This window comes from Streptomyces indicus, assembly GCF_900100315.1.
Lineage (GTDB): Bacteria > Actinomycetota > Actinomycetes > Streptomycetales > Streptomycetaceae > Streptomyces > Streptomyces indicus.
In genome coordinates this window covers 43,832-68,861 of sequence record NZ_FNFF01000003.1, presented here as the reverse complement: position 1 = coordinate 68,861, position 25,030 = coordinate 43,832, and the positions used below count along the sequence as shown (strand labels likewise).

The window sequence follows — 25,030 nt, the reverse complement described above, 5'->3', positions numbered from 1 at the left end:
ACGCGACGCCCGTCCCACCACACCAGGTGAGACGGGCGTCGCGCTGTGTCATGCCGACGGCCGCCCGACGCACCCTTCCCGACGCCCCGCGAACGTGCTCAAATTGAGACCCGGTTAACGCTCGTGAACCGGGTGACGTGCGGCATTTCATCGGGCATACTCATCGCGCGCCAGTCGTATGCCCCGGTTTCGCAACCCGTATCCGAGGGTTATGACTGAGCACGTCAGACCACGGCGGCGCCGCCACACCCTGAGCCGCGTCCGTCGCGCGCCCGACAGGGAGGAGTCTCGCCATGACCGTCCGAGCCCCGCAGCCGGTGGACCGACAGCTGCCCACCGAGGAGGCCGAGGACCTGCTCGCGCTCGTCCGTGAGCTGATCAAGGGCGAGATCGCGCCCGGCGCCGCCGAGCAGGAGGAGTCCGGACACTTCCCGCGCGAGCTCTTCTCGCTGCTGTCCGAGTCGGGACTGCTCGGACTGCCGTACGAGGAGGAGTTCGGCGGCGGCGCGCAGCCCTACGAGGTCTACCTCCAGGTGCTCGAGGAGCTCGCCGCGGCCCGCCTCACCGTTGGCCTCGGCGTCAGCGTCCACTCCCTGGCCTGCCACGCGCTCGCCAACTACGGCACCAAGGAGCAGCAGACCGACCACCTGCCCGCGATGCTCGGCGGCGGACTGCTCGGCGGCTACTGCCTCTCCGAGCCCTCGTCCGGCTCCGACGCCGCCTCGCTGCGCACCAAGGCCGTACGGGACGGCGAGGACTGGATCCTCGACGGCACCAAGGCCTGGATCACGCACGGCGGGGTCGCCGACTTCTACACCGTGCTCGCCCGAACCGGGGCGGAGGGCTCCCGCGGCATCAGCGCGTTCCTCGTGCCCGGCGACGCCGAGGGTCTCTCCGCGGCCGTGCCCGAGAAGAAGATGGGCATGAAGGGCTCGCCCACCGCCCAACTCCACTTCGACGGGGTGCGCGTGAGCGACGCCCGGCGGATCGGCGAGGAGGGCCAGGGCTTCGCGATCGCCCTGTCCGCCCTCGACTCCGGCCGGCTCGGCATCGCGGCCTGCGCGATCGGTGTGGCCCAGGCGGCGCTGGACGAGGCGCTCGCGTACGCGACCCAACGGCAGCAGTTCGGCCGCCCCATCGCCGACTTCCAGGGCCTGCGCTTCATGCTCGCCGACATGGCCACCCAGATCGAGGCGGGCCGCGCCCTGTACCTCGCGGCGGCCCGGCTGCGCGACGCGGGCCGGCCGTTCTCGCGGCAGGCCGCCATGGCCAAGCTGTTCTGCACGGACGCGGCGATGAAGGTCACCACGGACGCGGTCCAGGTGCTCGGCGGCTACGGCTACACGCAGGACTTCCCGGTCGAGCGCCTGATGCGCGAGGCCAAGGTCCTTCAGATCGTCGAGGGCACCAACCAGATCCAGCGCATGGTCATCGCCCGTCACCTCGCGGGTCCCGAGTCTCGCTGAACTGCCCGCGCGATTCCCGGGGTTCGCTGTACGGGTCGTGTGATTCCCGGGGTTCGTCGAACTGCCCCCGCGACTCCCGGGGTTCGCCGTACTGCCCGCGCGACTCCCGGGATTCTCCGAACTGCCCGCGCGACTCCCGGGACTCACCGAACTGCCCCGGGCCAGGGGTGTACTGGCGCGGCGGGCGCGCACCCGTGCCCGCCGCCGGCCCGAACGGGTCGGCCGCCCCGAAGAGTTCCGCCGTGCCGAAAGGCTCACCCGAGCCGAATTCCCCCGGCCGCACGATCGGCGCCGTGAGCCGCGCCCACTCCGGGTCGCGATGACCCGGCAGCGTCTTGCCCTTGCCCGCCCAATGCCGCAGCAGCTCCCGGTAGATGGGCGGGTCCGACGCACGGACGCCACCGCGGTCGGCGTTCTGCTGAACCGATTCTCCCGCCGAGGGAACGTAGAGCGTGCGCCTGCGCCGGCCGATTGCTTCGTGCAAGGGGGTCATGCCGGGCCAACGCGGCAAAAGCCTCCAGGACACCCCCGGCGCTATTCGAGGGTCAGTTCGGAGGGTGGCCCGGGCGCGGTGAGCGGTGACAGAGGGCGCGCCCGCCGAGCGCCCTGATCGGCGGTGACACGAGTATGGCCCACCGCGGCGTATCTGACGTACCGTCAACTCCGCCGCAGGGGGCGCGCCCTGCAACCACCGTGTGTCCAGGGAGGATTGCCGTGGCCGACGACCGTCCGGTACCGCTCGACGAGTATCCCGTGCACCAGGTCCCGCTCTCGATGAAGCACGTCGCCACCGGCGACCGCAACGCGTACGACCGCTGCATCTTCCATCTCTTCGACCACGAGGGCCGGTTCCTGCTCATCCTCGGTCTGGGGGTCTACCCCAACATGGGGGTGATCGACGCGTACGCCACCTTGCGTATCGGCGACACTTTGCACGCCGTACGCGCGTCCGACGCACTCGGGGACGACCGGATGCGGCTCGAAGTCGGCCCGTTGAGGATCACGGTCGAGGAGCCGCTCCAGCGCATCCGCCTGGAGTGCGCGGCCGACGGCCCCGACTCGCTCTCGTACGACCTCACCTGGACCGCGGACTTCCCGGCCGTCTGGGAACCGCACCACACCCAGCGCAAGGGCGACCGCCTCACGCTGGAGGGGCGCCGCTTCGTGCAGGGCGGACGGCCCGAGGGGACGATCCGCGCCGGGGGAGAGGAGATCACCGTCAGTCGCGACTCCTGGACCGGCACCCGCGACCGCAGCTGGGGCGTGCGGCCCATCCCCGGCGAGGAGGGTGGCCGGATCGCCGCCGAGGAGCGCACCGAGGGCTTCCACTGGCTCTGGATCCCCGTGCGCTTCGACGACCGCTTCGTGATGGTGATCGCCCAGGAGGACGCGGACGGCTACCGCACCCTCAACGAGGCCGTGCTCCTCCGCGAGGGCGAACGCGACATCCAACTCGGCTGGCCCCAGACCGACATCACTTACCGCGCCGGTACCCGCCACCCCGAACGCGCCGTCGTCCACCTCACGGACCCCTCGCGCAAGCCGCTGGAGCTGACGGTCGAATGCCTCACCTCGATCCCGCTCGCCGTCGGCGCCGGCTATCCGCCCGCCGACGACTGGCAGCACGGCACCTGGCGCGGCCACGGCTGGACCGACCGGCGCACCTACGACCTCTCCGACCCCTCCGCGCACCCGCTGGCCGCGTACGGAGTGATCGACCACGCGGCCCGCTTCACTCTCGACGGCCGTACGGGCTACGGGATCTTCGAGCACGGCAGCTTCGGCCGCCACGTCCCCTCCGGCTTCACCGGCTTCGACTCGGTCGCCCCGTGAGCGCCCGCGACCTGCCCGACGCGCCCAACACCCGTACCGGCGAGAGGAGTTAGACATGGCCACGGCACCCCGCCCCCGCACCACCACCCGCGACCCGGAGGAACTCGGCCGCCGCCTGACGGCCTGGCTGGGTGAACGGCTGCCCGGCGCCAAGGTGGTGAACGTCACGGTCCCCGCGTCCAACGGCATGTCCAGCGAGACCCTGCTCTTCGACATCGAGCACCCCGAACCCCCGCTCGCCGCCTGCGCGTTGCGGCTCGCGGCCGACCCCGGGGCGTACACGATCTTCCCGGTCTACGACATGGAGCGGCAGCACCGCGTCATGCGCCTGGTCGGCGAACACACCGAACTCCCCGTGCCGAAGGTGCAGTGGCTGGAGCTCGACCCCGGTCCGCTCGGCGCGCCCTTCTTCGTGATGGAGCGCAAGGAGGGCCGGGTCCCGCCCGACGTGATGCCCTACACCTACGAGGGCAACTGGCTGCACGCCGCGAGTGACGCCGAACGCGAGCGGCTCGAAGCGGCCTCGATCACGCTGCTCGCCAAACTGCACGACCAATTCCCTGCGGAGCAGGCCGAGTTCCTCGCCCTCCCCGGCGACGGCAGCGCCCTGCGCCGGCATGTGGAGGCCCAGCGCGCGTACTACGACTGGGTGGTGCGCGACGTGGCCCGCTCGCCCCTCATCGAGACGGCCTTCGACCGCCTGGAGGAGCTGTGGCCCGCGGACGAGGGTGAACCGGTCCTCAACTGGGGCGACGCCCGGATCGGCAACATCATCTACGACGGCTTCGAACCGGCCGCCGTCCTCGACTGGGAGATGGCCGCACTCGCGCCGCGCGAGGTGGACCTGGGCTGGACGGTGTACCTGCACCGCTTCTTCCAGGACCTCACGGTGAGCTTCGGCCAGGAGGGCCTGCCGGAGTTCCTCCGCCGCGACCGCATCGAGGCGCGCTACGCCGAACTCACCGGCCACACACCGCAGAACATGGACTTCTACACGCTGTACGCCGCCCTGCGGCACGCGGTCGTGATGCTCCGCGTCGCCTACCGCCAGGTCCACTTCGGTGAGGTGACGGTCCCCGACGACCCGAAGGACGTGGACAAACTGATCCTGCACCACGCCAGTCTGGCGGCCATGGTGCAGGGCAGCTACTGGGATTGAGGCCTGGACCGGGCGGATCGCCGGATCTGCCCGGTGGCTTGACGGACCGTCAGCCCGCGCGCCGCCGCGTCAGGCGGCGCGGCGCAGGCCCGAGCGCTTCATCGGACGCGAGCCGGGACCGCCCACGTGCGAGAAGGGCTGGGTCCGCCAGTCGAGCCCTTGAGGGAGCGTCAGGAGCAGGGCGGTGTCCTGCTCCTGGACCTCGAAGCCCTCGTCGGCCGGGCGCGCGTCCGCGGCGGGACGGCCCGTGCCGGAGCAGGTGGTGAGCCCGAACGGGTTCCACGGAGTGGGGCACTTGGCGTGCTGCGGAAGAACGTCCTCGTCGGCGAGGAGCGCGATGGGCTGCTCGCAGTCCGGGCAGATCACCCGGTACATCTCGAACGTGTCGTAGGCGTCCGGCTCTTCGATGTTCTCGTCGCCGACCGGTTCGACGCCCTCCGGTTCGGTCGCGACGGGTGCCTGCTGCTTGCTGCGGGCACTGCGACCGGGGCGCTTCAGGTTCTGCATGGGTACTCCCCCTCGGGTGGGCCGACAAGGCGCTGCGGCCTCGACCACAGCAAGCACTTCCCGCCTGCTCGTCGCCGTAACCACGCCATGCGCGAGGACACGGTTTCGGGGGTGTGGTGTTCGTCACAGAAAGGTTACGAGAGGCGCACACGCTGCGGACCGCTCGGACCTCCCGTACGCGGGGCCCGCGTTCAGAGGCTGCCCATCACGGCGGCGTACTGCACCGCGCAGAACCCGATGAAGCCCACGCAGAGCACGAAGAGACCGCCGACGGCGATCACGCTGGTACGTCGCATCGTAAGGAGACACCTGCCCAGGGTTTGCTGCGCGGCCCCGGTCCTGGCGCGCAGGGGACATTCCCAGCGTCCGGCTCCCGCCGCACCCTCCGCCACGGCCGTTCGGCCCCATCTCGCCCGGCCCGTACGGGACCTTCGGCGGTCTGCGGCCCCGCGGAGCGTGCGCCATCGCATGCGTGACCCAGGTATCCCCGTGGATCACGGCCCTGTAGGTTCTGCGCCATGGAGGACCTCGACCGCCAGATCGTGCAGCTGCTCGTCAAGGACGGGCGGATGAGCTACACCGACCTGGGCAAGGCCACCGGCCTGTCCACGTCCGCCGTGCACCAGCGGGTGCGCCGGCTCGAGCAGCGCGGCGTCATCCGCGGATACGCGGCCGTGGTCGACCCGGAGGCCGTGGGCCTGCCGCTCACCGCGTTCATCTCGGTCAAGCCCTTCGACCCGAGCGCCCCGGACGACATCGCCGAGCGCCTGGCCGGGGTCCCCGAGATCGAGGCCTGCCACAGCGTCGCCGGCGACGAGAACTACATCCTCAAGGTGCGCGTCTCCACCCCGCTGGAGCTGGAGGACCTGCTGGGCCGCGTCCGCGCACTGGCCGGGGTCTCCACGCGTACGACGGTCTGCCTCTCCACGCCGTACGAGGCGCGCCCGCCGCGCATCTGACCCGCCCCGGCGGCGCGCGCGGGACTTCTCGTGGTCCGTGCGTCCTTCTATGGGGGACCTCGGGTCTCTACAAGGGACCCGCGTCTCTACGGGGGACCCGCGTCCGGATCGTCCCGTCCGAGGCGCGAGACTGTTCCCCATGAGCGAGAGCAACCCCAGCGCCCCCGACCACCGCACCGTGCTGCTGCGCGGCGGTGAGGTCCACAGCCCCGCCGACCCCTTCGCGACCGCCATGGTCGTCGAGCGCGGGCACGTCGCCTGGGTCGGGTCCGAAGGAGCGGCCGACGCCTTCGCGCAGGGCGTGGACGAGGTGCGGGACCTCCAAGGCGCCCTGGTCACCCCGGCGTTCACCGACGCGCACGTGCACACCACCTCCACCGGGCTCGCCCTCACGGGCCTCGACCTGTCCGGCGCTCAGAGCCTGCGCGAGGCGCTGGACCGGGTGCGTGAGTACGCCGCACAGCGGCCCGGCGACCGCGTCCTGCTCGGACACGGCTGGGACGCCGCCCGCTGGCCCGAGCGCCGCGCCCCGTACCGCACCGAACTGGACGAGGCGACGGGCGGCCGTCCGCTCTACCTGACCCGGATCGACGTCCACTCGGCGGTGGCCACCACCGCCCTGCTCGACCTCGTGCCCGGCGTCCGTGACCTGCCCGGCTTCGAGGCCGACGCCCCGCTCACCAAGGACGCGCACCACGCGGTGCGCCGCGCGGCCCACGAGGCCATCACCCCCGCCCAGCGCACCGAGGCCCAGCGCGCCGCCCTGCGCCGTGCCGCCTCCCTCGGCATCGGCTCCGTGCACGAGTGCGCGGGCCCGGAGATCTCCTCCGCGGAGGACCTCACCGGCCTCCTCGCGCTCGCCGCCGAGGAGATCGGGCCGCGCGTCGTCGGCTACTGGGCCGAGGCTCTGGAGTCGGCCGCCGACGCGGACCGCATCCGCGACCTCGGCGCGCTGGGCGCCGCGGGCGACCTGTTCGTGGACGGCGCGCTCGGCTCGCACACGGCCTGCCTGCACGAGCCCTACGCGGACGCCGCCCACACCGGCACCGCCTTCCTCGACGAGGCGGCCGTCGCGGCACACGTCCTCGCCTGCACCGAGGCCGGCATCCAGGCCGGCTTCCACGCCATCGGCGACGCGGCCGTCAGCACGGTCGTCGCGGGCCTGCGCGCCGCCGCCGACAAGGTGGGCCTCGCCCGCGTACGGGCCGGACGCCACCGCGTCGAGCACGCCGAGATGCTCACTCCCGACACCGTGGCCGCCTTCGCCGAGCTCGGTCTGACGGCCTCCGTGCAGCCCGCGTTCGACGCGCTGTGGGGCGGCGAGGACGGCATGTACGCCGAGCGCCTCGGCGTCGAGCGGGCCCGCACCCTCAACCCCTTCGCCGCGCTGCTGCGTTCGGGCGTCCCGCTCGCCTTCGGCTCGGACAGCCCCGTCACCCCGCTCGACCCCTGGGGCACCGTCCGCGCCGCCGCGTTCCACCGCACGCCCGAGCACCGGGTGTCCGTCCGCGCCGCCTTCACCGCCCACACCCGCGGCGGCTGGCGCGCCGTCGGCCGGGACGACGCCGGCACGCTGGTGCCCGGCGCGCCCGCCGACTACGCGATCTGGCAGGCGCAGGAACTGATCGTGCAGGCGCCCGACGACCGGGTCGCCCGCTGGTCCACCGACCCGCGCTCGGGCACCCCCGGGCTCCCCGACCTGTCGCCCGGCGCCGAACTGCCGGTCTGCCTGGAGACGGTGGTCGGCGGCCGGACGGTGTTCGTACGGCCTAATGAGTGACGGTCCGGAGTGGCGTGACGCCGATCGGTGGCCGGCCGGTCGCCGATCGGCCCCGTGATCACGGCGCTGAGCTGGCGATACCGCGCAACACCGCAGGTGGCAGGCGTGTTGACAGACGGGCGCGTGGGGCGGGTAGTTTCGGCCGGGTCCACCACAGGACGTCCGGCGGGGACACCTCCACGCAGTCGTCGAGCGCGGCTGGGTCATGGGGGCGGAGTGCCGCACCGGCACCCCGCCACTGGGAGCCAGGCCCAGCGACCGCGCCTCGGGGGCGAACGCAGGTGACACTCCACCGGATTGGTGCGACCCGGGTGGGGCCCGGATGCTCAGTAGACAACGGCTTTCGGTCGATCCGCAGCCAGCGGGTCCCAGGTCGGCCCGAAGGGCACCGGGTCCCTTTCCCGCACCGCGATGATGCTTCGGCCCGCACCGCGGCCCCGTTCTTGGCACGCGCGGTCGTACCGTTCCGCTTCCCCGCCGCGCTACCGTCCCGGACCCGCCCGTTGTCGCTCGCGCCTCGCGACACCCAACCCCGGACCAGCAGGTCGGGACGCGGGCAGCACTATGGTGGAGCATCCGCTTTTGGAATTAAGGGGCACGCAGTGAAGGACGGCGGTCAGCGGGAGTACGGCCCGCTCGGCGCAACGTTGGTGATCATCCCGACGTACAACGAGGCCGAGAACGTCAAGCCGATCACGGCCCGCGTACGTACCGCGGTGCCCGAAGCGCACATCCTGGTCGCCGACGACAACAGCCCCGACGGCACCGGCAAACTCGCCGACGAGCTCGCCGCCGAGGACGACCACATCCACGTGCTGCACCGCAAGGGCAAGGAAGGCCTCGGCGCCGCCTACCTCGCGGGCTTCCGGTGGGGCATCGAGAACGGCTACGGCGTCCTCGTGGAGATGGACGCGGACGGCTCGCACAAGCCCGAGGAACTGCCCCGGCTGCTCACCGCCCTGAAGGGCGCCGACCTCGTGCTCGGCTCGCGCTGGGTGCCGGGCGGCCGCGTGGTCAACTGGCCCAAGTCCCGCGAGTTCATCTCGCGCGGCGGCTCCCTCTACTCGCGGCTCATGCTCGACGTACCGATCCGCGACGTCACGGGCGGGTTCCGCGCCTTCCGCAAGGAGACCCTGGAGGGCCTCGGCCTCGCCGACGTGGCCTCGCAGGGCTACTGCTTCCAGGTCGACCTCGCCCGCCGGGCCGTGAAGGCCGGCTTCCACGTGGTCGAGGTCCCGATCACCTTCGTCGAGCGCGAGCTGGGCGACTCCAAGATGAGCCGCGACATCCTCGTCGAGGCGCTGTGGCGGGTCACCGCCTGGGGCGTGACCGAGCGGACCGGCAAGGTGCTCGGACGCGGCAAGTCCCGCTGAGCCCGGCCCGTCCTCGTTGATCTCTCCCTTACGCCGTACGGATACGGCACAGGGCAGACTGGAGGCATGACGACGCCTCCGACACCACGCCCGGGCACCCGCCCCGACGGCCGCTCGAAGCTGCGCCGGTTTCTGCCGCTCGGGATCGCCGCCTGGCTGGTCCTCGAGATCTGGCTGCTGATGCAGGTCGCCTCGGCGACCAGCGGCTTCGTGGTCTTCCTGCTGCTCCTGGCCGGCGTTGTGCTCGGCGCCGTGGTGATCAAGCGGGCGGGCCGCCGCGCCTTCCGCAGCCTGACCGAGACGCTCCAGCAGGCCCAGACGGCCGCCGCCGCGGGGGAGCCCGTGACCGCGCCGACGGGGCAGCGCAGCCGGGGCAACGGTCTGACGATGCTCGCCGGACTCCTGCTGATCATGCCCGGACTGATCTCCGACGTGATCGGCCTGGTGTGCCTGCTGCCGCCGGTGCGCAAGGCGGTGGCCGCGCGGGCCGAGAAGTCCTTCGAGAAGCGGCTCTCCGAGGCGGGGGCCGGCACCTTCGAGAGTGCGTTCCAGCAGGCCAGGATCCACCGTCCCGACGGCAAGGTGGTGCAGGGCGAGGTCATCCGCGAGGACGTGCCGCGCGAGGACCGTCCGCGGCGCGACGACGGGCCCTACCCGCCGATCGGCGCCTGACCCGCCCTTCCTGTACCTCGTACCCGGCCGGGTGCACGCCTTCGGGTGTGTACCCGGCCGGTCGCGTAAGTGGGGGAAGGCGGCCGGGCGCACGAAAAAACCGGACCGGGGGCGCGGACATCAAGTGTCCGCGCCCCCGGTCCGGGTCGTGCGTGTGTACGCGTTAAGCCGACTTGCGGCTGTCCCGCGGATGTACCGCAATGTTCATCGCCCCGGAGCGCAGGACGGCCAGGCGCTCGGCCAGGACCTCCTCCAGCTCCTCCCGCGTACGCCGCTCCATGAGCATGTCCCAGTGCGTACGCGCGGGCTTGGCCTTCTTCTCCTCAGGACCGTCGCCGTCCACCAGAAGTGCCTGGGCCCCGCAGACCTTGCACTCCCACTCCGGCGGGATCTCCGCCTCCACCGAGAACGGCATCTCGAATCGATGTCCGTTGTCGCATGCGTACTCCACCGCCTGGCGCGGAGCCAGGTCGATGCCGCGGTCGGTCTCGTAGCTGGTCACTACGAGTCGCGTGCCGCGAAGAGCTCGCTCACTCATGAATCGTGCCTCCCGGGCTTGTCGCCCACAGGACAGGTGTCGCTGTCGTCGTCATCCGGTCAACGTCCGGTCGGCGGTAAAGATTCCCGGTCCGGGTCACGCGTCGCCGTCTTAGCCGCCCCTTGTTGTACCCACCCTCGCCCGGTTTGTCACATCTGGCAGGAGATGTCACCCAACGCTTGAGTTTCTTTAGCGTGAAGGAACGGTACGCCTGGCAGGCCAAAGGCGTACACTACCGGCCTTTGTCACCCGGTGTTAAATCCGCCCCTGCTTTCCGGGGAAGTTCTGCACCTTTTTCTCGGCTACACGCGCTCGGGTACCCGATTGCCCGCCGCCTCCACCGCCCGGCGGACCGGAACGCGGGCCAGGAGCAGGAACCCGAGCACGAAGAAGGCCACCAGCGAGAGGATCGCGTCCCGGTAGCTGCCGGTGGCCTGATAGGTCAGACCGAAGATCAGCGGCCCGAGCCAGCTGATGCCCCGGTCGCTCATCTCGTACGCGGAGAAGTACTCGGCCTCCTTGCCCTGCGGCACGAGATGCGAGAACAGCGAGCGGGACAGCGCCTGCGTACCGCCGAGCACCAGGCCGATCCCGGCCGCGAGGAGGAAGAACCACACGGGCGCGCCGGCCGGCAGGAAGTAGCCGGCGCCGATGATCAGGGTCCACACGACCAGCGAGCCGAGAATCGTCCGCTTGGCCCCGTACACCCGGGCGAGCCGCCCCATGCCGAGCGCCCCGCCGACCGCGAGGACCTGGACCAGGAGCACCGCCACGATCAGCGTGGACTGGTCGAGGTCCAGCTCCTTGGAGCCGTACACCGAGGCCTGGGAGATCACGGTCTGGACGCCGTCGTTGTAGACGAGATACGCGAGCAGGAAGGCGAGCGTCAGCGGGTGGCGGCGCATGTCCCGCAGCGTGGCGCGCAGTTGGCGCCAGCCGCCGGAGACCGGTGCCGCCTCGGCGGGTTCCCGGCGGCGGTCGCGCAGCCTGGAGAGCGGTATGAGGGCGAAGGTGCCCCACCACACGCCGGCGGATGCGAGACAGATCCGCACGGCCATGGCCTCCGAGAGGCCGAAGGAGTCGTGGGCCAGATAGAGGATCAGGTTGAGGACCAGGACGAGTGCGCCGGAGGCGTAGCCGAAGGCCCAGCCGCGCGCCGAGACGGCGTCGCGCTCCTCGGGTGCGGCGATCTGCGGCAGGTACGCGTTGTAGAGCGCCATCGCCACGGCGAACGAGGCGTTGGCGAGGATCAGGAGCAGGCCGCCCAGGAGATAGCGCTCGCCCGCGAGGAAGAACATGCCGGCCGTGGCCGCCGCGCCCAGGTAGGCGGCGGCCGCGAGGTAGGGCTTCTTGCGGCCCGTCCGGTCGGCGGCGGCGCCCACGAGGGGCATCGCGACCAGGGCGACGATGAGCGAGGCCGACACCGCGTACGGGAAGAAGGAGCCGGCCCGCACCGGGATACCGAGGGGGTGGACGAAGCCGTCCGCGTCGGCGGCGGACTCGGCGATCTCCGTCAGGTAGGGGCCGAGGAACACTGTGAGCACGCTGGTCGAATAGACCGAGCAGGCCCAGTCGTAGACGTACCAGCCGCGCTGTTCGCGGCGGCGCTGTCCGCCGTCGCTGCGCTCGATGACGGTGTCCGTGCCCACCGCGCCCCCTCGCCGCTCCGCATCGAGGCGGCGCCGTCGCGCGGTCAGGCCCAGGCCCCGCGCTCCTTGAGCACCTCGATCAGTGTCCCCGTGTGATCGGTCATGATGCCATCGACCCCCAGGTCCAGGAGTCGCTCCATGCGTGCCCGGTCGTTCACGGTCCACACGTGGACCTGGAGGCCCAGGGCGTGGGCGGTGCGCACGAAGCGGTGGTCGACCACGCGGATCCCGGACTGCAGCTCGGGGACCTGGGCCGCGACGGCCGAGCGGCGCAGCCGGGCCGGCATCCCGAGGGAGCGCAGCCGCAGGGCCAGCACCCCGGACGTACCGAGCGAGGTGGCGAGCTGCGGACCCGCGAGGCGCTGGGCGCGGGCGACCCGGGCCTCCGAGAAGGAGCCGACGCAGATGCGGTCCCAGGTGGCCGTGCGGCGGATCAGGTTCAGCAGCGGTTCGAGGGCGGGATCCGCCTTCACGTCCACGTTCCAGCGCGCGTCGGGGAAGGCTTCGAGGAGGTCCTCGAAGAGCGGGACCGGCTCGCGGCCGCCCACGCGGGCCTTCTGCACGTCCGCCCAGCGCAGGTCGGCGATCCGGCCGCCGGTGTCCGTGACCCGGTCGAGGGTGGCGTCGTGGAAGGCCACGAGCTTGCCGTCGGCCGTGGCGTGCACGTCCGTCTCCAGGTAGCGGTACCCGGAGTCGACCGCGCTGCGGAACGCGGCCTCGGTGTTCTCCAGACCGTCCGCCGCCCCGCCCCGGTGGGCGAAGGCGAGCGGCGCGGCGTCGAGGTAGGGGTGGCGTATCGGGGTGCTCGGCGAGGTCACGACCGCAGTATCGCGCGCTTGCGTGGCGCGGCGGCGACCACCCGGCTGCCGGACTCCACGCCCGGGATGGCGAAGAAGCGCAGGAAGAACTGGGCGAGTGGGCCGATCGCGAGCGCGTACAGGACCGTGCCGACGCCGACCGTGCCGCCCAGCAGGAAGCCGGTGGCGACCACGGCGATCTCGATGCAGGTACGGGCCAGGCGGATGGACCAGCCGGTGGCCTGGTTGAGGCCGGTCATCAGGCCGTCGCGCGGACCGGGGCCGAAGCGGGCCGAGATGTAGAGGCCGGTGGCCACGCCGTTGAGGAGGATGCCGCCGACCAGGGCGAGCACCCGCAGGGGCCAGCCGTGGGCGTCCGGGACCAGCGCGAGGGTGCCGTCCATGGCGAGGCCGACCACGAACACGTTGGAGACCGTGCCGAGGCCCGGGCGCTGCTTGAGCGGGATCCAGAGCAGCAGGACGGCGGCGCCGACGATGATGGAGACCACGCCGATGGTCAGGCCGGTGCGTTCGGCCAGGCCCTCGTGCAGCACGTTCCACGGTTCGAGGCCCAGGCCCGAGCGCAGCAGGAGCGCCGAGCTCGCGCCGTACAGGGCGAGGCCCGCGTAGAGCTGAACGAGGCGGCGGGTCAGGTGGGTGCCGCGCTGCAAGGTGTCCCCCTCGAATGTCGTGTGACGAGTGGTGCGGAGCACTCGCCCTCTGGTGGTGACCCGGCCGATGGGTCCGACCTTGGTTCCCGGCCAATGACCCGGCCGATCCCTACGGTGTGGCCTTCGTCTCGTCCGGCAGTGGCCCTCACAGGCCCACACATGACACTCTGTGGCTTGCCAGGAGATGGCCGATAGGGCCAATTCGGGGAAGGTGGACTGGTTTCAATGGTGCAGTGGACTTCGGCGGTGGGCTCCACCCAGCTCGCCCGCCTCATCACCTCGCAGCAGGCGCGCCCGGCCGGCCCCGGCACCCGTCGGCCCCCGGCCTACCGCGCGCTCGCCGACGGCGTCCGCACCCTCGTCCTCGAAGGCCGCGTGCCGGTGGCGGCCCGGCTGCCCGCCGAGCGCGAACTGGCCCAGGCCCTCAACGTCAGCCGCACCACCGTGGCCGCCGCCTACGAGGCGCTGCGCACGGAAGGGTTCCTCGAATCCCGCCGCGGGGCGGGCAGTTGGACCGCCGTGCCGGCCGGCAACCCGCTGCCGGCTCGGGGCCTCGAACCGCTGCCGCCGGAGGCTCTCGGCTCGATGATCGACCTCGGCTGCGCGGCCCTGCCCGCCCCCGAGCCGTGGCTGACACGCGCGGTCCAGGGCGCCCTGGAGGAGTTGCCGCCGTACGCCCACACGCACGGCGACTACCCGGCGGGCCTCCCGGCGCTCCGCCAGATGATCGCCGACCGCTACACCGAGCGCGGCATCCCCACCATGCCCGAGCAGATCATGGTCACCACCGGGGCCATGGGCGCGATCGACGCGATCTGCCACCTCTTCACCGGGCGCGGCGAGCGCATCGCGGTCGAGTCGCCCTCGTACGCGAACATCCTCCAGCTCATGCGCGAGGCCGGCGCGCGGCTCGTTCCGGTCGCCATGGGGGAGGGGCTGACGGGCTGGGACCTGGAGCGCTGGCGCCAGGTGCTGCGCGAGTCTGCGCCCCGACTCGCGTACGTGGTGGCCGACTTCCACAACCCGACCGGCGCGCTGCCGGACGACGACCAGCGGCGCGCGCTGGTGGACGCGGCGCGGTCCGCGGGCACGGTCCTGGTCGTCGACGAGACGATGAGCGAGCTGTGGCTGGAGCCCGGCTTCGAGATGCCGCGCCCGGTCTGCGCGTTCGACCCCGCGGGCTCCTCGGTGATCACCGTCGGCTCGGCGAGCAAGGCCTTCTGGGCCGGGATGCGGATCGGCTGGGTGCGGGCGGCCCCGGACGTGATCCGCTCCCTGGTCGCGGCCCGCGCGTACGCGGACCTCGGCACCCCCGTGGTGGAGCAGCTGGCCGTCAACTGGCTGATGAGCACGGGTGGTTGGCAGGAGGCCGTGGCGCTCCGCCGCACCCAGGCCCTGGAGAACAGGGACGCTTTGGTCGCGGCGGTCCGACGCGAACTCCCGGAGTGGACCTTCGAGGTCCCCCAGGGCGGCCTGACCCTCTGGGTCCGCGCGGGCGGCCTCTCCGGCTCCCGCCTCGCGGAGGTCGGCGAACGGGTCGGCGTCCGCGTCCCCTCCGGCCCGCGCTTCGGCGTAGACGGCGCCTTCGAGGGCTTCGTGCGCCTGCCGTTCACGGTGGGCGGCGCGCTGGCGGAGGAGGCGGCGGTCCGGCTCGCGGCGGCGGCTCGACTTGTGGAGGGCGGGGCAGGGGCCGGGGTGCATCAGCCGCATACGTTTGTGGCGTAGGGCCACCGGCCAAGTGGAGCCGCCGCCGCGGCTCAGACGTTGCTCGCGCTCAACTCGTCGTCCTGTTCCGTCGCGTCACCCTGCTCCGCCGCGTCATCCTGCGGCGCCACCCGTTCCGGCAGCAGGTCGAGGACCGCGCGGCGCTGGGTGTCGTTGGTTGCGTCGTCGTACGGGTCCGGGGTGGCCGGGACCTGGAGGCGGTGGACCGGGCCCGTGCCCAGGCGGGCGTAGCCGCGGCCCGGGGGGACGTCCTGGGTGGGGGTGGTGTGCGGGGAGGCGCCGAGCACCGCTTCGATGTGCTCCATCGGGGCCGCGCCCAGGACCACGCGGGCCCGGGTGTGCTGGCGTACCGGATCGCTGAGCGCGTCCATCGTGTCGAACTGGTCGGCCACGACCACCGTCACGCTCGCCGCGCGCCCGTGCCGCAGCGGGACCTGGAGCAGGGCCTGCGGGTCCTCGCGGCCGTCCGCCGCGGCCAGGTGGCCGAGGACGCTGGGGCGGTCCAGGAGGATCCACAGCGGACGGCGGGTGTCCTCCGGAGCCGGGTGCCCGGCCTGCCGCGCGCGGTTCGCCGCGATCAGGCGGCGCTCCGTCTCGTGCGCGGCCCATTCCAGGCAGGCCGCCGCGCCGGCCAGTCCGCACTCGACGCCGAGCACGCCGTGCCGTCCGGTCAGGCAGGCGTACTCGCCCGTGCCGCTGCCCTCCACGATCAGGACGTCGCCGTGTTGAAGGGCCTGGAGCGCGATCGAGCGCATCAGGGTCGTGGTGCCGCTGCCGGGCTGACCGATGATCAGCAGGTGCGGCTCGGTGGAGCGGGGGCCTGTGCGCCAGACCACCGGCGGTACGTCGCGCTGTTCGCCGCCGTCCACGACCGGCAGCGTGCGCTGGACGGCCGTTTCGTCGGTGAAGCCGAGCACCGTCTCACCCGGCGTCGTCACGAAACGCTGGGCCGCGATGTCCGTCGGGAGCGGGGCGAGGACGTGGACCGTAAGCTCGTTGCCCTCCTCGTCCCACTCGAAGTGGTACTCGCGGCCGCGCCCCGCCTTCGCGTGCAGCACCTGCTCGATACGGGCCCGGGACGAGGCCTCGCCGTCGGTGAAGTACGCGGGGTAGCGCAGCGTGAGCCGGCTGATGCGGCCGCTCTCGTCGAACTCGTGGGAGGGGAACGCCTTGTCCCACTCGCCGCCGTGCGCGTAGAGCGGGCTCGGGTCGTCGGGGACCGAGAAATACGGAACCAGCGCCTCGTAGAGCGTCTGAAGGCGCTGGAGCTGGTTCTCGTCCGGACCTGTCTGGACCGGGGTGCGGTCGCGGCCGGTCCACGCGGCCGTCGCCATCAGGGAGATCAGGGCGAGCAGCGGACCGTACGGGATGAGGACCACGACCAGGAGGCACGAGGCCACCAGGAACAGGACCGGGCCGCGGCGGTCCTTCGGTGTCTCACTCCATTTGCGCCGCCCTGCGGAGGCGAGGCGGCGCAGTCCCCGAGTGATGGTGATCAACGGATGGAGCACGTCCGTGGCGCTGTCGGCTGCCGTTCTGGCCAGTTCCCGGCTTCGCGTGAGAGAGGCGGAACCGGTGGTCAGAATGCGCGGAAGTGGTCGCCTGGCCACGTCGTACTCCTGAAGTTGTGATCCGTTGTGATCCGGTGTGCGGCCGTCAGAACTTGATGCCGCCGAGCAGGCTCGCCAGGCTCGCGCCGCCGGCCTTGATGCTCGGGGCGATGGCGGTGCCCGCGAGATAGAAGCCGAAGAGCGCGCAGACCAGCGCATGGGACGCCTTGAGCCCGTCCTTGCGGAAGAAGAGGAAGACGATGATTCCCAGCAGCACGACACCCGAGATGGACAGGATCATGAGAGTTCTCCTGGTAGAGGGGACAGTCACCATGAGTTCTTCCAGGCTCACAGCATGTATCCATACGACAAAAGGTGCAACCGGGTGAAATTTCGCTAATTTCCCCCGTATGGCAGCAGGCTGCTGAGCCGGTCGTGCGGGTGCCGAGCTGCGGAGCAGCTCGAAGTGATCTTTGCCTCGGGCGGGGGCAGGCATGTGCTGTGACGGGCAGTACGCTGTCGATTCACTCGTACGGCCGACCTGGTGCGGCCACCCCTGATGAAAGGTCCGGCCGATGACGCAGACACCCGATCCGGAGGTCGTGGAGCTCGCCACGAAGATCTTCGATCTGGCGCGCCAGGGCGAGACCGAGACCCTCGCCGCGTACGTGGACGCCGGTGTACCGGTGAACCTCACGAACGACCGCGGCGACTCCCTCGTCATGCTCGCCGCCTATCACGGCCACGCCGCCGCGGTACGGGTCCTCCTGGAGCGCGGCGCGGACGCCGACCGGGCCAACGACCGGGGGCAGACGCCGCTGGCGGGCGCGGTGTTCAAGGGCGAGACCGAGGTGATCGAGGCGCTGCTCGCCGGCGGCGCCGACCCGGCGGCAGGAACGCCCTCGGCGGTGGACACGGCGCGGATGTTCGGCAAGAACGACCTGCTCGAGCTGTTCGGCGCCCAGTAGCCCCGGGGGCGGGGGTCCGGGAAACCGGGCCGCACGGGGGTACACGGGGGGTCAGCGGAAATCTGGTCGACCCGGCCGAAGCGGCTGGGTCATCATGACGTCGTGATTCACGGACACGACTGCTGGGCAGATGCCGCAGCACGCGGACCGTGACCGGCCCTGACCCGGGGCCGCCGACCGAGAGGCAGAGAAAGATGGCTTACAGCAAGCAGCAGACGACGGGCAGCCGCACGTGTTGTCGCACCTGCAGGTAGTGCACGGACACCCCCTGTTGCGTCGACGCTTGATGTGAGGCTCTTTCCATGTTCGACACGGTCATAGCGCCCAGCGGTACGCTGCTCGGCCTGCTCCAGCGAGGCCGCGGCGACGGCACGCTGCACGCGCTCACCGCCCCCCGCGAGGAAGCCCTCGCGGCCCTTGACCACTGTGTGCTGAGCGATCCCCGCCACGACTGGCAGGTGGAGAACCGCTCGCTCTACTACGCGCGGCTCTACCTCGATCTCGGCGGCCCGCTGGAGCGGATCGCGGAGCACCTGTTCAGCGCCGAGGACGTGTTCGACGGCGAGGAGTCCCGTACGGGCCTCGCGCTCTCCGTGCTCGGCCACCTCGCCTCGTACGGCCGTGACGACGCCCTGATGCTGCTGCGCCGGTACGCCGCCGAAGGGTCCAACTGGGCCTGGGCGCTGGACGAACTCGCCCTGCGCGACGACGACGCCGGGCTGCGCGCCCTCGCCGAGCCCGTGCTCGCCCGCTTCCCGCGGACCGCGGAGGGCGACGCCGAGCTGGCCGCCGCCGTGCGCGACGCCTTCGAGCCCCGGCCGTGGCGCCTGTGGGCCGAGGACAAGCGGGAGTTCATCGGCGGCCGGGTGCGCGCGGCCGGTGAGCGCGGCTCCTTCGACCAGTGGCAACGGCAGCTGAGGCCATCGGGGCCACGCCCCGGATGGAGCGTCGCCGCCGTGTTCGCCTGGGCCGAGGAGGCCATGGAGCGCGGCGCCGGACGCCATGTGCCGGCCGCCCGCTGCCTGGCCGCCGTGGCCGGACCCGAGGACCTGCCGGAGATCATCTCCGTGGCGCGGTCCGGGTCGGACGGGGCGCGGTGCACCGCGTTGCGCTATCTCGCCGACGCCGGCGATCCCGTCGTACTGGATCTGGTGGAAGCCGCCCTCGCCGACGGCTCGCGGGTCGTCGTCGAGGCCGCCGTCGACGCCTTCGAGCGGATGACGGACGACCACGCGCTCGAGCGCGCCCGACGCTGGGCCGCCCGGCCCGACGCCCTGGGTGCCGCGGCCGGACGGGTGCTCGCCTGCAGGGGCGGCGCCCAGGACGCCTCGCTGGTGCTCGGCGCGCTGCGCGAAGCCGTGCGCTCCGAAGGACCCGACGGGCCCACGCTGTGGACGCTCGTCGACGGCACCGGTCGGCTCGGCATCGCGTGTGCCGCCCCCGTCCTGCGCCATATCTACCGCGAGACCGCCTCATCCCATCTGCGCGGGCGCGCCGCCGCGGCGCTGGCCGCCACCGACCCCTCCTTCGCGGCCGGCTTCGCCGTCGAATGCCTGTGGGACTGCGAGGAGACCACGCGCGAACTCGCCGCACGGCACGCCGAGACCGCGGACAGCCGCGTCGTCGAGCAGCTGCGCCGGCTCGCCGCCGATCCGGCGGAGGAGACCGAGATGGAGACCGTCGTGCGCAGCCGGATCGGGCCCGAGGCGTAGCGGCCGGGCGGGTTCGCCGCCCTCGCGCGGGTGCCGCGGCCCCGGAGCATGCCGGGTGACCTGAGACCGGGGGCCCGTCGGAGCGGAACGCTCATGGGACGTTCCCCCGCCGGAAAGATCCACGTTGGCGCGGCCATGCCGCGGGCGACGACAACACCGGTATGCGTGTCGTCATCGTCACCGAATCCTTTCCCCCCGACGTCAACGGCGTGGCGCACTGCGCCCTGCAGACCGCCCGCCACCTCGTCCGGCGCGGACACGACCCCCTCGTCGTCGCACCCGCGGGACCCGACAAGACCCCCGACGCCGACGCGCCCTGCCCCGTGGTGCGCGTCCCCTCCCTGCCGCTGCCCGGCTATCCCCAGGTCAGGGTGGCGCTGCCCAGCCGCCGCGTCACGGCCGCGCTGCTCGCGCACCGGGCCGAACTGGTCCATCTGGCCGGTCCGTTCGTGCTCGGGGTGCGCGGGATGGCGGCCGCGTCCCGGCTCGGACTGCCCGCCGTCGCCGTCTACCAGACCGATCTGGCCGGCTACGCCCGTACGTACATGGGCGCGGGTGAAGGGGCGGCCTGGCGCCGGATCCGGGCGGTGCACAAGGCCGCCGACCTGACCCTCGCCCCGTCGAGCCCGGCGCTCGCCGACCTGGTCGCGCACGGGGTGCCGCGGGTGGCCCTGTGGCCGCGCGGCGTGGACACCGGCCGGTTCCGGCCGGAGCTGCGGGACGAGGGACTGCGCCGCCGCTACGCACCGGACGGCGAGCTGCTCGTCGGGTACGTGGGGCGGCTCGCGCCCGAGAAGCAGGTCGAACTGCTCGCAGGGGTCTGCCGGTTGGACGGCGTACGCGTGCTCGTCACCGGAGACGGCCCGAGCGGGCCGGCGCTGCGGGCCGCCCTGCCCGGAGCGCACTTCCTCGGGCGGCGTACCGGCGGCGAACTCGCCCGGATCTTCGCCTCGTTGGACCTCTTCGTGCACACCGGGCCCTTCGAGACCTTCTGCCAGACGGTGCAGGAGGCCATGGCCAGCGGCGTCCCGGTGATCGCCCCGGCCGCGGGCGGACCGCTCGACCTCGTCGCACACGGGCGCACCGGCATCCTGGTGCCGCCGGGCGACGCGGAGGCCGTGCGGGACGCGGTGTGGTCCCTGGCGGCCGATCACCGGCTGCGGGCCGCCTACGGCCGGGCCGGCCGGGCCGCGGTGGCGGACCGCACCTGGGAGGCCGTCGGCGACCAGCTCCTCGGCCACTACGCCGAGGTGCTCGCCGCACGGCGGACGGCGGTGGCGGCATGAGCGCGCGGGCGGGCACCGGGCTGCGGATCGTGCGGATGGCCAACTTCGTCGCCCCCGCCTCCGGTGGACTGCGCACGGCGCTGCGGGAGTTGGGCGCCGGTTACCTGGCCGCGGGGCACGAGCCGGTCCTGATCGTGCCCGGCGCGCGAGCCGAGGACCGGATGACCGCGCAGGGGCGCGTGATCATCGTGCCGGGGCCGCTGCTGCCCGGGACCGGCGGCTACCGCGTGCTGACCGGCCGGCGCGATCTGACCCGGCTCGTGGAGGGGCTCGCACCGGACCGCCTGGAGGTGAGCGACCGCACCACGTTGCGCTGGACCGGGGAGTGGGCGCGGCGGGCGCGTGTGCCCGCCGTGATGGTCTCGCACGAGACGGCGGACGGGGTGCTGCGCACCTGGGGCCTGCCCGAGCCGGCTGCCCGCCGCGCGGCCGACCGCCTCAACCGCCGTACGGCGTACGCGTACTCCCGCGTGGTGTGCACCACCGAGTGGGCCGAGCGCGAGTTCGTACGGATCAGGGCGCGCAACGTCGTACGGGCACCCCTTGGCGTGGATCTCATCGGCTGCCGTCCCGGGCTGCGCGATCTGGCCCTGCGGGCGCGCTACGCGTGCGAGGGCGAAGTGCTGCTCGCGCTCTGTTCGCGGCTCTCGGTGGAGAAGCGTCCGGGCACCGCGATCGACGCCGTACGGGTGCTGCGGGAGCGCGGTCTGCCGGTGCGCCTGGTCGTGGCGGGGGACGGGCCGCTGAGGGCCCGCCTTGAGCAGCGGGCGCGGGCGCTGCCCGTGACATTCCTCGGGCACGTCGCCGACCGGGCCCGGCTCGCCGCGCTCCAGGCCACGTCCGACCTGTGTCTGGCGCCGGGGCCGGCCGAGACCTTCGGGCTGGCCGCGCTAGAGGCGCTGGCGTGCGGGACACCCGTGGTGGCCAGTGCCTCCTCGGCGCTCGCCGAGATCCTCGGGCCGGCGGGCGTGGTGGCGGCGGACGACGGGGAGTCCTTCGCCGACGCCGTGGAGGCGCTGCTCGGTCGGACGGAACGGCTGCGGCGCACCACCGCCCGTGCGCGTGCCGAGTGCTTCGGCTGGGACCGCGCGGTGGCGGCCTTCCTGGCGGCGCACGAGGCGCCGGTCCGTGTGGTGGCGCGCCCGGAACGGGTGCGGTCATGAGCCGAGCCCTGCGCTTCGTGGCGCTCGGCGACTCCCTCACGGAAGGGGTCGGGGATCCGGTCGACGGCGGGTGGCGGGGCTGGGCCGCGCTGCTCGCGCCCTCGCTCGGCGGCGGCGAACGGCCCGTGGAATTCCGCAATTTCGCCGTCAGCGGCGCCCAGACCCGCGACGTCCTGGAGCGCCAGCTGCCCGCCGCGCTGGCCTTCGGTGACGCTCGGGCACCCGACGTGGTGTCCGTCGTGGTGGGCGTGAACGACACCCTGCGCTGCACCTTCGACATCGCCGCCGTGGCGGCCCGGCTCGACGCCGTCTACGCCGCGTGCAGCGGACGGGGCGCCCTGCTGCTCACCGCCTGCTTGCCCGATCCCGGCAGGAAGCTGGGGCTGCCGCCCGCCCTGGCCCGTCCCCTCGCGCGGCGGCAGCGGGCCGTCAACTCCGTGGTGCACGCCCTGTCCGAGCGGTACGGCGCGGTGCATCTGCATGCGGCGCAGGGCGCCTGGGTGGGGGACCGCGCGATGTGGAGTGCCGACCGGCTGCATCCCGGTGAGCGCGGCCACCGGATGCTCGCCGTGCGCTTCCACGCCCGGCTCGCGGAGCTCGGCCACGTGCTCGGCCCGCCGCCGTCCACCGAGCCCGAGCATCCGGAACCGACGCGTTCGGCCAGCCTGTTCTGGCTGGCAACGGCCGGCACGGGGTGGGTAGTACGCCGGTGCACGGATCTGCTGCCGCAGCTCCTCGCCTTGGCCGCGCACGAGGTCCACCACCATGCCCGCGGCACCTCAGCCACTCTGGATCTCAAGGCGGCCCGCGCGGCCTCGGCGGCGCTCGCGGCGGTGTCGGTGGGGTGGTGGGAGGAGGCGGCCTGAAAGGGAATGACCGGTCAGCGTCCCCGTACGAAACGCACCGCCGTCCCGGGTACCGCCTGCGCCGCCGCCGCCAGGTCCGCGGGCCTGACCACCGCCACCACCGGGTAGCCGCCCGTCGTCGGACGGTCGGCCAGGAAGATCACCGGGCGGCCGTTCGCGGGGACCTGCACGGCGCCCGACACCACGCCCTCGCTGGGGAGTTCACGGGTCACCGCCCGTTCCAGGGGCGGGCCTTCGGTGCGCAGGCCGATGCGGTTGCTCGTCGCGGAGACACGGTAGGTGCGGGTGGTGAGCGTGCGGAGTGCCGCGGGCGTGAACCAGTCGTCGCGCGGGCCGAGGGCGATGCGCAGCACCAGCTCCGTGGGCGGGGCGGGCTGCGGGGCGAGGTCCATCCGGGCGGGCGCGGCGGTCACGGGTCCCAGGGGCAGCACGGTGCCGTCGGCGAGCGGGGCCGGGCCCAGGCCCGAGAGCAGGTCCGTGGCGCGGCTGCCGAGCACCGGGTCAACGTCCAAGCCGCCCGAGACGGCGACGTAGGAACGTACGCCGGAAAGGGCCGCACCCACGGAGAGCAGCGCGCCCGCCGGCACGCGGACCGGCGCGCCCCAGGCGGCAGGCCGACCGTCCACCGCGACCGGACAGGGGGCACCGGTCACGGCCACGGTGACCGCACAACGAGGGCGCAGATCAACGCCGTTGAGAGTGGTCTCCAGGAGCGCCGCCGACGCGGGGTTGCCGACCAGACGGTGGGCGAGCAGGCCCGCGGGGACGTCGAGCATGCCCGAGGGCGGCACCCCGAGATGGGCGTGGCCCGGGCGGCCCAGGTCCTGGACCGTGGTCAGCGCTCCGGCGCGTACGACGACGAGGGCACGGTCGGTCACGCCGCCTCCCCGAGGATGCGGAACCGCACCCGACTGCCGGGGGAGAGGAGCGCGGCCGGAGTGCGGGTGTGGTCCCACAGCACGGCCTCCGTCCTGCCGATGAGCTGCCAGCCGCCGGGGGACGAGCGCGGATAGACGCCCGTGTACGGCCCCGCGAGGGCTACCGAGCCCGCCGGGACCGCGGCGCGCGGAGTGGCGTGGCGCGGCACCGCGTACCGTTCGGGCAGTCCGGTCAGATAGCCGAACCCGGGCGCGAACCCGCAGAAGGCGACGCGGAATTCGAGGTCCGCGTGGATCCGCGGAACGTCCGCGACCGGCACGCCCCAGTGGTCGGCGACCTCCGCCAGATCGGGTCCGTCGTAGCGCACCGGCAGCTCGACCACCTCATGGGTGCGCGGCGGCACGGGGGGTACGGGCAGGGCGGCGAGGCGGGCGGCGACCTGGTGCACCGGTTCGGTCAGGCCGTCGAGGAGGACCGTGCGGGCCGCGGGCACGAGGTCGCGTACCGCCGGAAAGACGCCGGCCGCGCGCAGTCGCACCAGCTCCGCATGCAGGGCCTCCGCCTCGGCGGCGCAGGGGAGTTCGACGAGAAGCGCGCTGTCGCCGACCGGGAGGATGCGGCGTTCGGAGGCGGGGGCTTCGGTGGCGCGTGCAGAGGCGGGCTCCGGGGCTTCGGTGCCGTTCATGCGAAGGCCGCCACTTCGATGCCGTGCTCCTCCAGGTGCCGCCGTACCCGCCGGGCCAGCTCCACCGCGCCCGGGGTGTCGCCGTGCAGGCAGAGCGAGCGCGCCCGGACCGTGATCCGTCGGCCGTCCAGCGACGTGACGGCGGAATCGCGGGCCAGGCCCAGCGAGCGTTCCACGACAGCCGAGGGATCGGTGACGACCGCTCCCTCACGCGTACGCGGCACCAGCGTGCCCTCGTCCGTGTAGGCGCGGTCCGCGAACGCCTCGGCGACCACCGACAGTTCGGCCTTCGCGGCGAGGTCCAGGAAGCGGGAGCCCGGCAGGCCGAGCACCGGGAGTCCGCCCGCGAGGAGCACGCCGTCCACGACCGCGCCGGCCTGCTCCTCGTCGTGCACCACCCGGTTGTAGAGCGCGCCGTGCGGCTTCACATAGGCGACCGCCGCGCCGGCCGCCCGGGCGAAGACCTCCAACGCGCCGATCTGGTAAGCGACTTCGGCGGCGAGTTCGTCGGCGGGCACGTCCATCGCGCGCCGTCCGAACCCGGCCAGGTCCCGGTACGAGACCTGGGCGCCGATCCGTACCCCGTGCTCGGCCGCGAGTGCGCAGACCCGGCGCATGGTGGCCGCGTCGCCGGCGTGGAAACCGCAGGCGATGTTGGCGCTGGTGACGACCGGGAGCAGCTGCTCGTCCTCGGTCAGCCGCCAGCGCCCGAAGCCTTCGCCGAGGTCGGCGTTGAGGTCGATCACGGGGCGGTGGGGCGCAGGGCTCGAGTGGGTCTCTGAGCCAGAGTGG

At 73.0% G+C, this 25,030-nt stretch carries 23 protein-coding genes; 13 read left to right on the top strand and 10 right to left on the bottom strand.

What is annotated here, in order from left to right; translation table 11 throughout:
* Positions 1 to 293: 293 nt before the first annotated feature.
* From BLT97_RS09785 to BLT97_RS09770, 3 genes are all read left to right on the top strand, one after another.
* Positions 294 to 1,466 carry an acyl-CoA dehydrogenase family protein gene (locus BLT97_RS09785; protein ID WP_093608424.1) on the top strand — a complete coding sequence of 391 codons (1,173 nt, stop codon included), beginning with the start codon at positions 294 to 296 and terminating at the stop codon, positions 1,464 to 1,466.
* 714 nt (positions 1,467 to 2,180) lie between these two features.
* A complete protein-coding gene (locus BLT97_RS09775) occupies positions 2,181 to 3,299 on the top strand; it encodes an Rv3169 family protein (RefSeq protein ID WP_093608423.1) in 1,119 nt (372 codons plus the stop codon).
* Positions 3,300 to 3,354: 55 nt separating this feature from the next.
* The gene (locus BLT97_RS09770) at positions 3,355 to 4,458 is read left to right on the top strand and encodes a phosphotransferase family protein (protein ID WP_093608422.1); all 1,104 of its coding nucleotides are present in this window, start codon (positions 3,355 to 3,357) and stop codon (positions 4,456 to 4,458) included.
* Between the two features lie 69 nt (positions 4,459 to 4,527).
* Here the strand turns inward: BLT97_RS09770 and BLT97_RS09765 are convergent, their stop codons facing one another.
* Positions 4,528 to 4,965: a hypothetical protein gene (locus tag BLT97_RS09765; protein WP_093608421.1), complete on the bottom strand. Its 438-nt coding sequence runs from the start codon at positions 4,963 to 4,965 to the stop codon at positions 4,528 to 4,530.
* 518 nt (positions 4,966 to 5,483) lie between these two features.
* Between BLT97_RS09765 and BLT97_RS09760 the strand changes: the two genes are divergently transcribed.
* From BLT97_RS09760 to fxsA, 4 genes are all read left to right on the top strand, one after another.
* Positions 5,484 to 5,924 (top strand): Lrp/AsnC family transcriptional regulator, encoded by a 441-nt coding sequence (locus BLT97_RS09760; RefSeq protein WP_052577377.1) that lies wholly within the window; start codon positions 5,484 to 5,486, stop codon positions 5,922 to 5,924.
* A 139-nt stretch (positions 5,925 to 6,063) separates the two neighbouring features.
* Entirely contained in the window at positions 6,064 to 7,704 is a 1,641-nt protein-coding gene (locus tag BLT97_RS09755) for an amidohydrolase (protein ID WP_093608420.1), read from the top strand.
* A gap of 602 nt (positions 7,705 to 8,306) precedes the next feature.
* Positions 8,307 to 9,077 (top strand): polyprenol monophosphomannose synthase, encoded by a 771-nt coding sequence (locus BLT97_RS09750; RefSeq protein WP_093608419.1) that lies wholly within the window; start codon positions 8,307 to 8,309, stop codon positions 9,075 to 9,077.
* A gap of 66 nt (positions 9,078 to 9,143) precedes the next feature.
* The gene (gene fxsA / locus BLT97_RS09745; protein WP_093608418.1) at positions 9,144 to 9,749 is read left to right on the top strand and encodes an FxsA family membrane protein; all 606 of its coding nucleotides are present in this window, start codon (positions 9,144 to 9,146) and stop codon (positions 9,747 to 9,749) included.
* 163 nt (positions 9,750 to 9,912) lie between these two features.
* On the opposite strand, the gene BLT97_RS09740 is transcribed toward fxsA, so the two are convergent.
* The 4 genes from BLT97_RS09740 to yczE all read right to left on the bottom strand — a co-directional run bounded on the left by BLT97_RS09740 (position 9,913) and on the right by yczE (position 13,404).
* Complete coding sequence (locus tag BLT97_RS09740; protein ID WP_093608417.1) at positions 9,913 to 10,287, bottom strand: RNA polymerase-binding protein RbpA; 375 nt, start codon at positions 10,285 to 10,287, stop codon at positions 9,913 to 9,915.
* Positions 10,288 to 10,589: 302 nt separating this feature from the next.
* Complete coding sequence (locus BLT97_RS09735; protein WP_093608416.1) at positions 10,590 to 11,936, bottom strand: MFS transporter; 1,347 nt, start codon at positions 11,934 to 11,936, stop codon at positions 10,590 to 10,592.
* A 44-nt stretch (positions 11,937 to 11,980) separates the two neighbouring features.
* Positions 11,981 to 12,754, bottom strand: coding sequence for a glycerophosphodiester phosphodiesterase family protein (locus BLT97_RS09730; RefSeq protein WP_093608415.1), 774 nt, complete (start codon positions 12,752 to 12,754; stop codon positions 11,981 to 11,983).
* On the bottom strand, positions 12,751 to 13,404 hold the full coding sequence (gene yczE, locus BLT97_RS09725; RefSeq protein WP_093608414.1) for a membrane protein YczE: 654 nt from the start codon (positions 13,402 to 13,404) through the stop codon (positions 12,751 to 12,753). The genes BLT97_RS09730 and yczE overlap by 4 nt, the downstream gene beginning before the upstream one ends.
* Positions 13,405 to 13,629: 225 nt before the next feature.
* Here yczE and BLT97_RS09720 point away from each other — a divergent pair, with 225 nt between their 5' ends.
* Positions 13,630 to 15,129 (top strand): SCO1417 family PLP biosynthesis transcription factor, encoded by a 1,500-nt coding sequence (locus BLT97_RS09720; protein WP_093608413.1) that lies wholly within the window; start codon positions 13,630 to 13,632, stop codon positions 15,127 to 15,129.
* Positions 15,130 to 15,161: 32 nt separating this feature from the next.
* Here the strand turns inward: BLT97_RS09720 and BLT97_RS09715 are convergent, their stop codons facing one another.
* Both BLT97_RS09715 and BLT97_RS09710 read right to left on the bottom strand, forming a co-directional pair.
* Positions 15,162 to 16,739: an ATP-binding protein gene (locus BLT97_RS09715; protein ID WP_093608412.1), complete on the bottom strand. Its 1,578-nt coding sequence runs from the start codon at positions 16,737 to 16,739 to the stop codon at positions 15,162 to 15,164.
* A 46-nt stretch (positions 16,740 to 16,785) separates the two neighbouring features.
* Entirely contained in the window at positions 16,786 to 16,980 is a 195-nt protein-coding gene (locus BLT97_RS09710) for a hypothetical protein (protein ID WP_018534760.1), read from the bottom strand.
* Positions 16,981 to 17,254: 274 nt separating this feature from the next.
* Here BLT97_RS09710 and BLT97_RS09705 point away from each other — a divergent pair, with 274 nt between their 5' ends.
* The 5 genes from BLT97_RS09705 to BLT97_RS09685 all read left to right on the top strand — a co-directional run bounded on the left by BLT97_RS09705 (position 17,255) and on the right by BLT97_RS09685 (position 22,674).
* Entirely contained in the window at positions 17,255 to 17,647 is a 393-nt protein-coding gene (locus BLT97_RS09705) for an ankyrin repeat domain-containing protein (protein WP_093608411.1), read from the top strand.
* A gap of 302 nt (positions 17,648 to 17,949) precedes the next feature.
* Entirely contained in the window at positions 17,950 to 19,359 is a 1,410-nt protein-coding gene (locus BLT97_RS09700; protein ID WP_093608410.1) for a hypothetical protein, read from the top strand.
* A gap of 161 nt (positions 19,360 to 19,520) precedes the next feature.
* Positions 19,521 to 20,645, top strand: coding sequence for a glycosyltransferase family 4 protein (locus BLT97_RS09695; RefSeq protein ID WP_093608409.1), 1,125 nt, complete (start codon positions 19,521 to 19,523; stop codon positions 20,643 to 20,645).
* Entirely contained in the window at positions 20,642 to 21,808 is a 1,167-nt protein-coding gene (locus BLT97_RS09690) for a glycosyltransferase (protein ID WP_093608408.1), read from the top strand. Before BLT97_RS09695 ends, BLT97_RS09690 begins: the two co-directional genes overlap by 4 nt.
* On the top strand, positions 21,805 to 22,674 hold the full coding sequence (locus BLT97_RS09685) for an SGNH/GDSL hydrolase family protein (RefSeq protein ID WP_093608407.1): 870 nt from the start codon (positions 21,805 to 21,807) through the stop codon (positions 22,672 to 22,674). Before BLT97_RS09690 ends, BLT97_RS09685 begins: the two co-directional genes overlap by 4 nt.
* Positions 22,675 to 22,688: 14 nt before the next feature.
* Here BLT97_RS09685 and BLT97_RS09680 read toward each other — a convergent pair whose 3' ends face one another.
* From BLT97_RS09680 to BLT97_RS09670, 3 genes are read right to left on the bottom strand one after another with little or no spacing between them, the layout of a single operon-like run.
* On the bottom strand, positions 22,689 to 23,552 hold the full coding sequence (locus BLT97_RS09680) for a 5-oxoprolinase subunit C family protein (protein WP_093608406.1): 864 nt from the start codon (positions 23,550 to 23,552) through the stop codon (positions 22,689 to 22,691).
* Complete coding sequence (locus tag BLT97_RS09675) at positions 23,549 to 24,238, bottom strand: 5-oxoprolinase subunit B family protein (protein WP_093608405.1); 690 nt, start codon at positions 24,236 to 24,238, stop codon at positions 23,549 to 23,551. Before BLT97_RS09675 ends, BLT97_RS09680 begins: the two co-directional genes overlap by 4 nt.
* The gene (locus BLT97_RS09670) at positions 24,235 to 24,984 is read right to left on the bottom strand and encodes a LamB/YcsF family protein (protein WP_245769238.1); all 750 of its coding nucleotides are present in this window, start codon (positions 24,982 to 24,984) and stop codon (positions 24,235 to 24,237) included. The genes BLT97_RS09675 and BLT97_RS09670 overlap by 4 nt, the downstream gene beginning before the upstream one ends.
* Positions 24,985 to 25,030: the final 46 nt, after the last annotated feature.

Bases quoted from the DNA above. Each gene is read 5' to 3' on its own strand.
- BLT97_RS09785 (WP_093608424.1), top strand. From the start codon at position 294: ATGACCGTCCGAGCCCCGCAGCCGGTGGACCGACAGCTGCCCACCGAG.
- BLT97_RS09770 (WP_093608422.1), top strand. From the start codon at position 3,355: ATGGCCACGGCACCCCGCCCCCGCACCACCACCCGCGACCCGGAGGAA.
- BLT97_RS09765 (WP_093608421.1), bottom strand. From the start codon at position 4,965: ATGCAGAACCTGAAGCGCCCCGGTCGCAGTGCCCGCAGCAAGCAGCAG.
- BLT97_RS09760 (WP_052577377.1), top strand. From the start codon at position 5,484: ATGGAGGACCTCGACCGCCAGATCGTGCAGCTGCTCGTCAAGGACGGG.
- BLT97_RS09755 (WP_093608420.1), top strand. From the start codon at position 6,064: ATGAGCGAGAGCAACCCCAGCGCCCCCGACCACCGCACCGTGCTGCTG.
- fxsA (WP_093608418.1), top strand. From the start codon at position 9,144: ATGACGACGCCTCCGACACCACGCCCGGGCACCCGCCCCGACGGCCGC.
- BLT97_RS09740 (WP_093608417.1), bottom strand. From the start codon at position 10,287: ATGAGTGAGCGAGCTCTTCGCGGCACGCGACTCGTAGTGACCAGCTAC.
- BLT97_RS09720 (WP_093608413.1), top strand. From the start codon at position 13,630: ATGGTGCAGTGGACTTCGGCGGTGGGCTCCACCCAGCTCGCCCGCCTC.
- BLT97_RS09710 (WP_018534760.1), bottom strand. From the start codon at position 16,980: ATGATCCTGTCCATCTCGGGTGTCGTGCTGCTGGGAATCATCGTCTTC.
- BLT97_RS09705 (WP_093608411.1), top strand. From the start codon at position 17,255: ATGACGCAGACACCCGATCCGGAGGTCGTGGAGCTCGCCACGAAGATC.
- BLT97_RS09700 (WP_093608410.1), top strand. From the start codon at position 17,950: ATGTTCGACACGGTCATAGCGCCCAGCGGTACGCTGCTCGGCCTGCTC.
- BLT97_RS09695 (WP_093608409.1), top strand. From the start codon at position 19,521: ATGCGTGTCGTCATCGTCACCGAATCCTTTCCCCCCGACGTCAACGGC.
- BLT97_RS09690 (WP_093608408.1), top strand. From the start codon at position 20,642: ATGAGCGCGCGGGCGGGCACCGGGCTGCGGATCGTGCGGATGGCCAAC.
- BLT97_RS09685 (WP_093608407.1), top strand. From the start codon at position 21,805: ATGAGCCGAGCCCTGCGCTTCGTGGCGCTCGGCGACTCCCTCACGGAA.
- BLT97_RS09675 (WP_093608405.1), bottom strand. From the start codon at position 24,238: ATGAACGGCACCGAAGCCCCGGAGCCCGCCTCTGCACGCGCCACCGAA.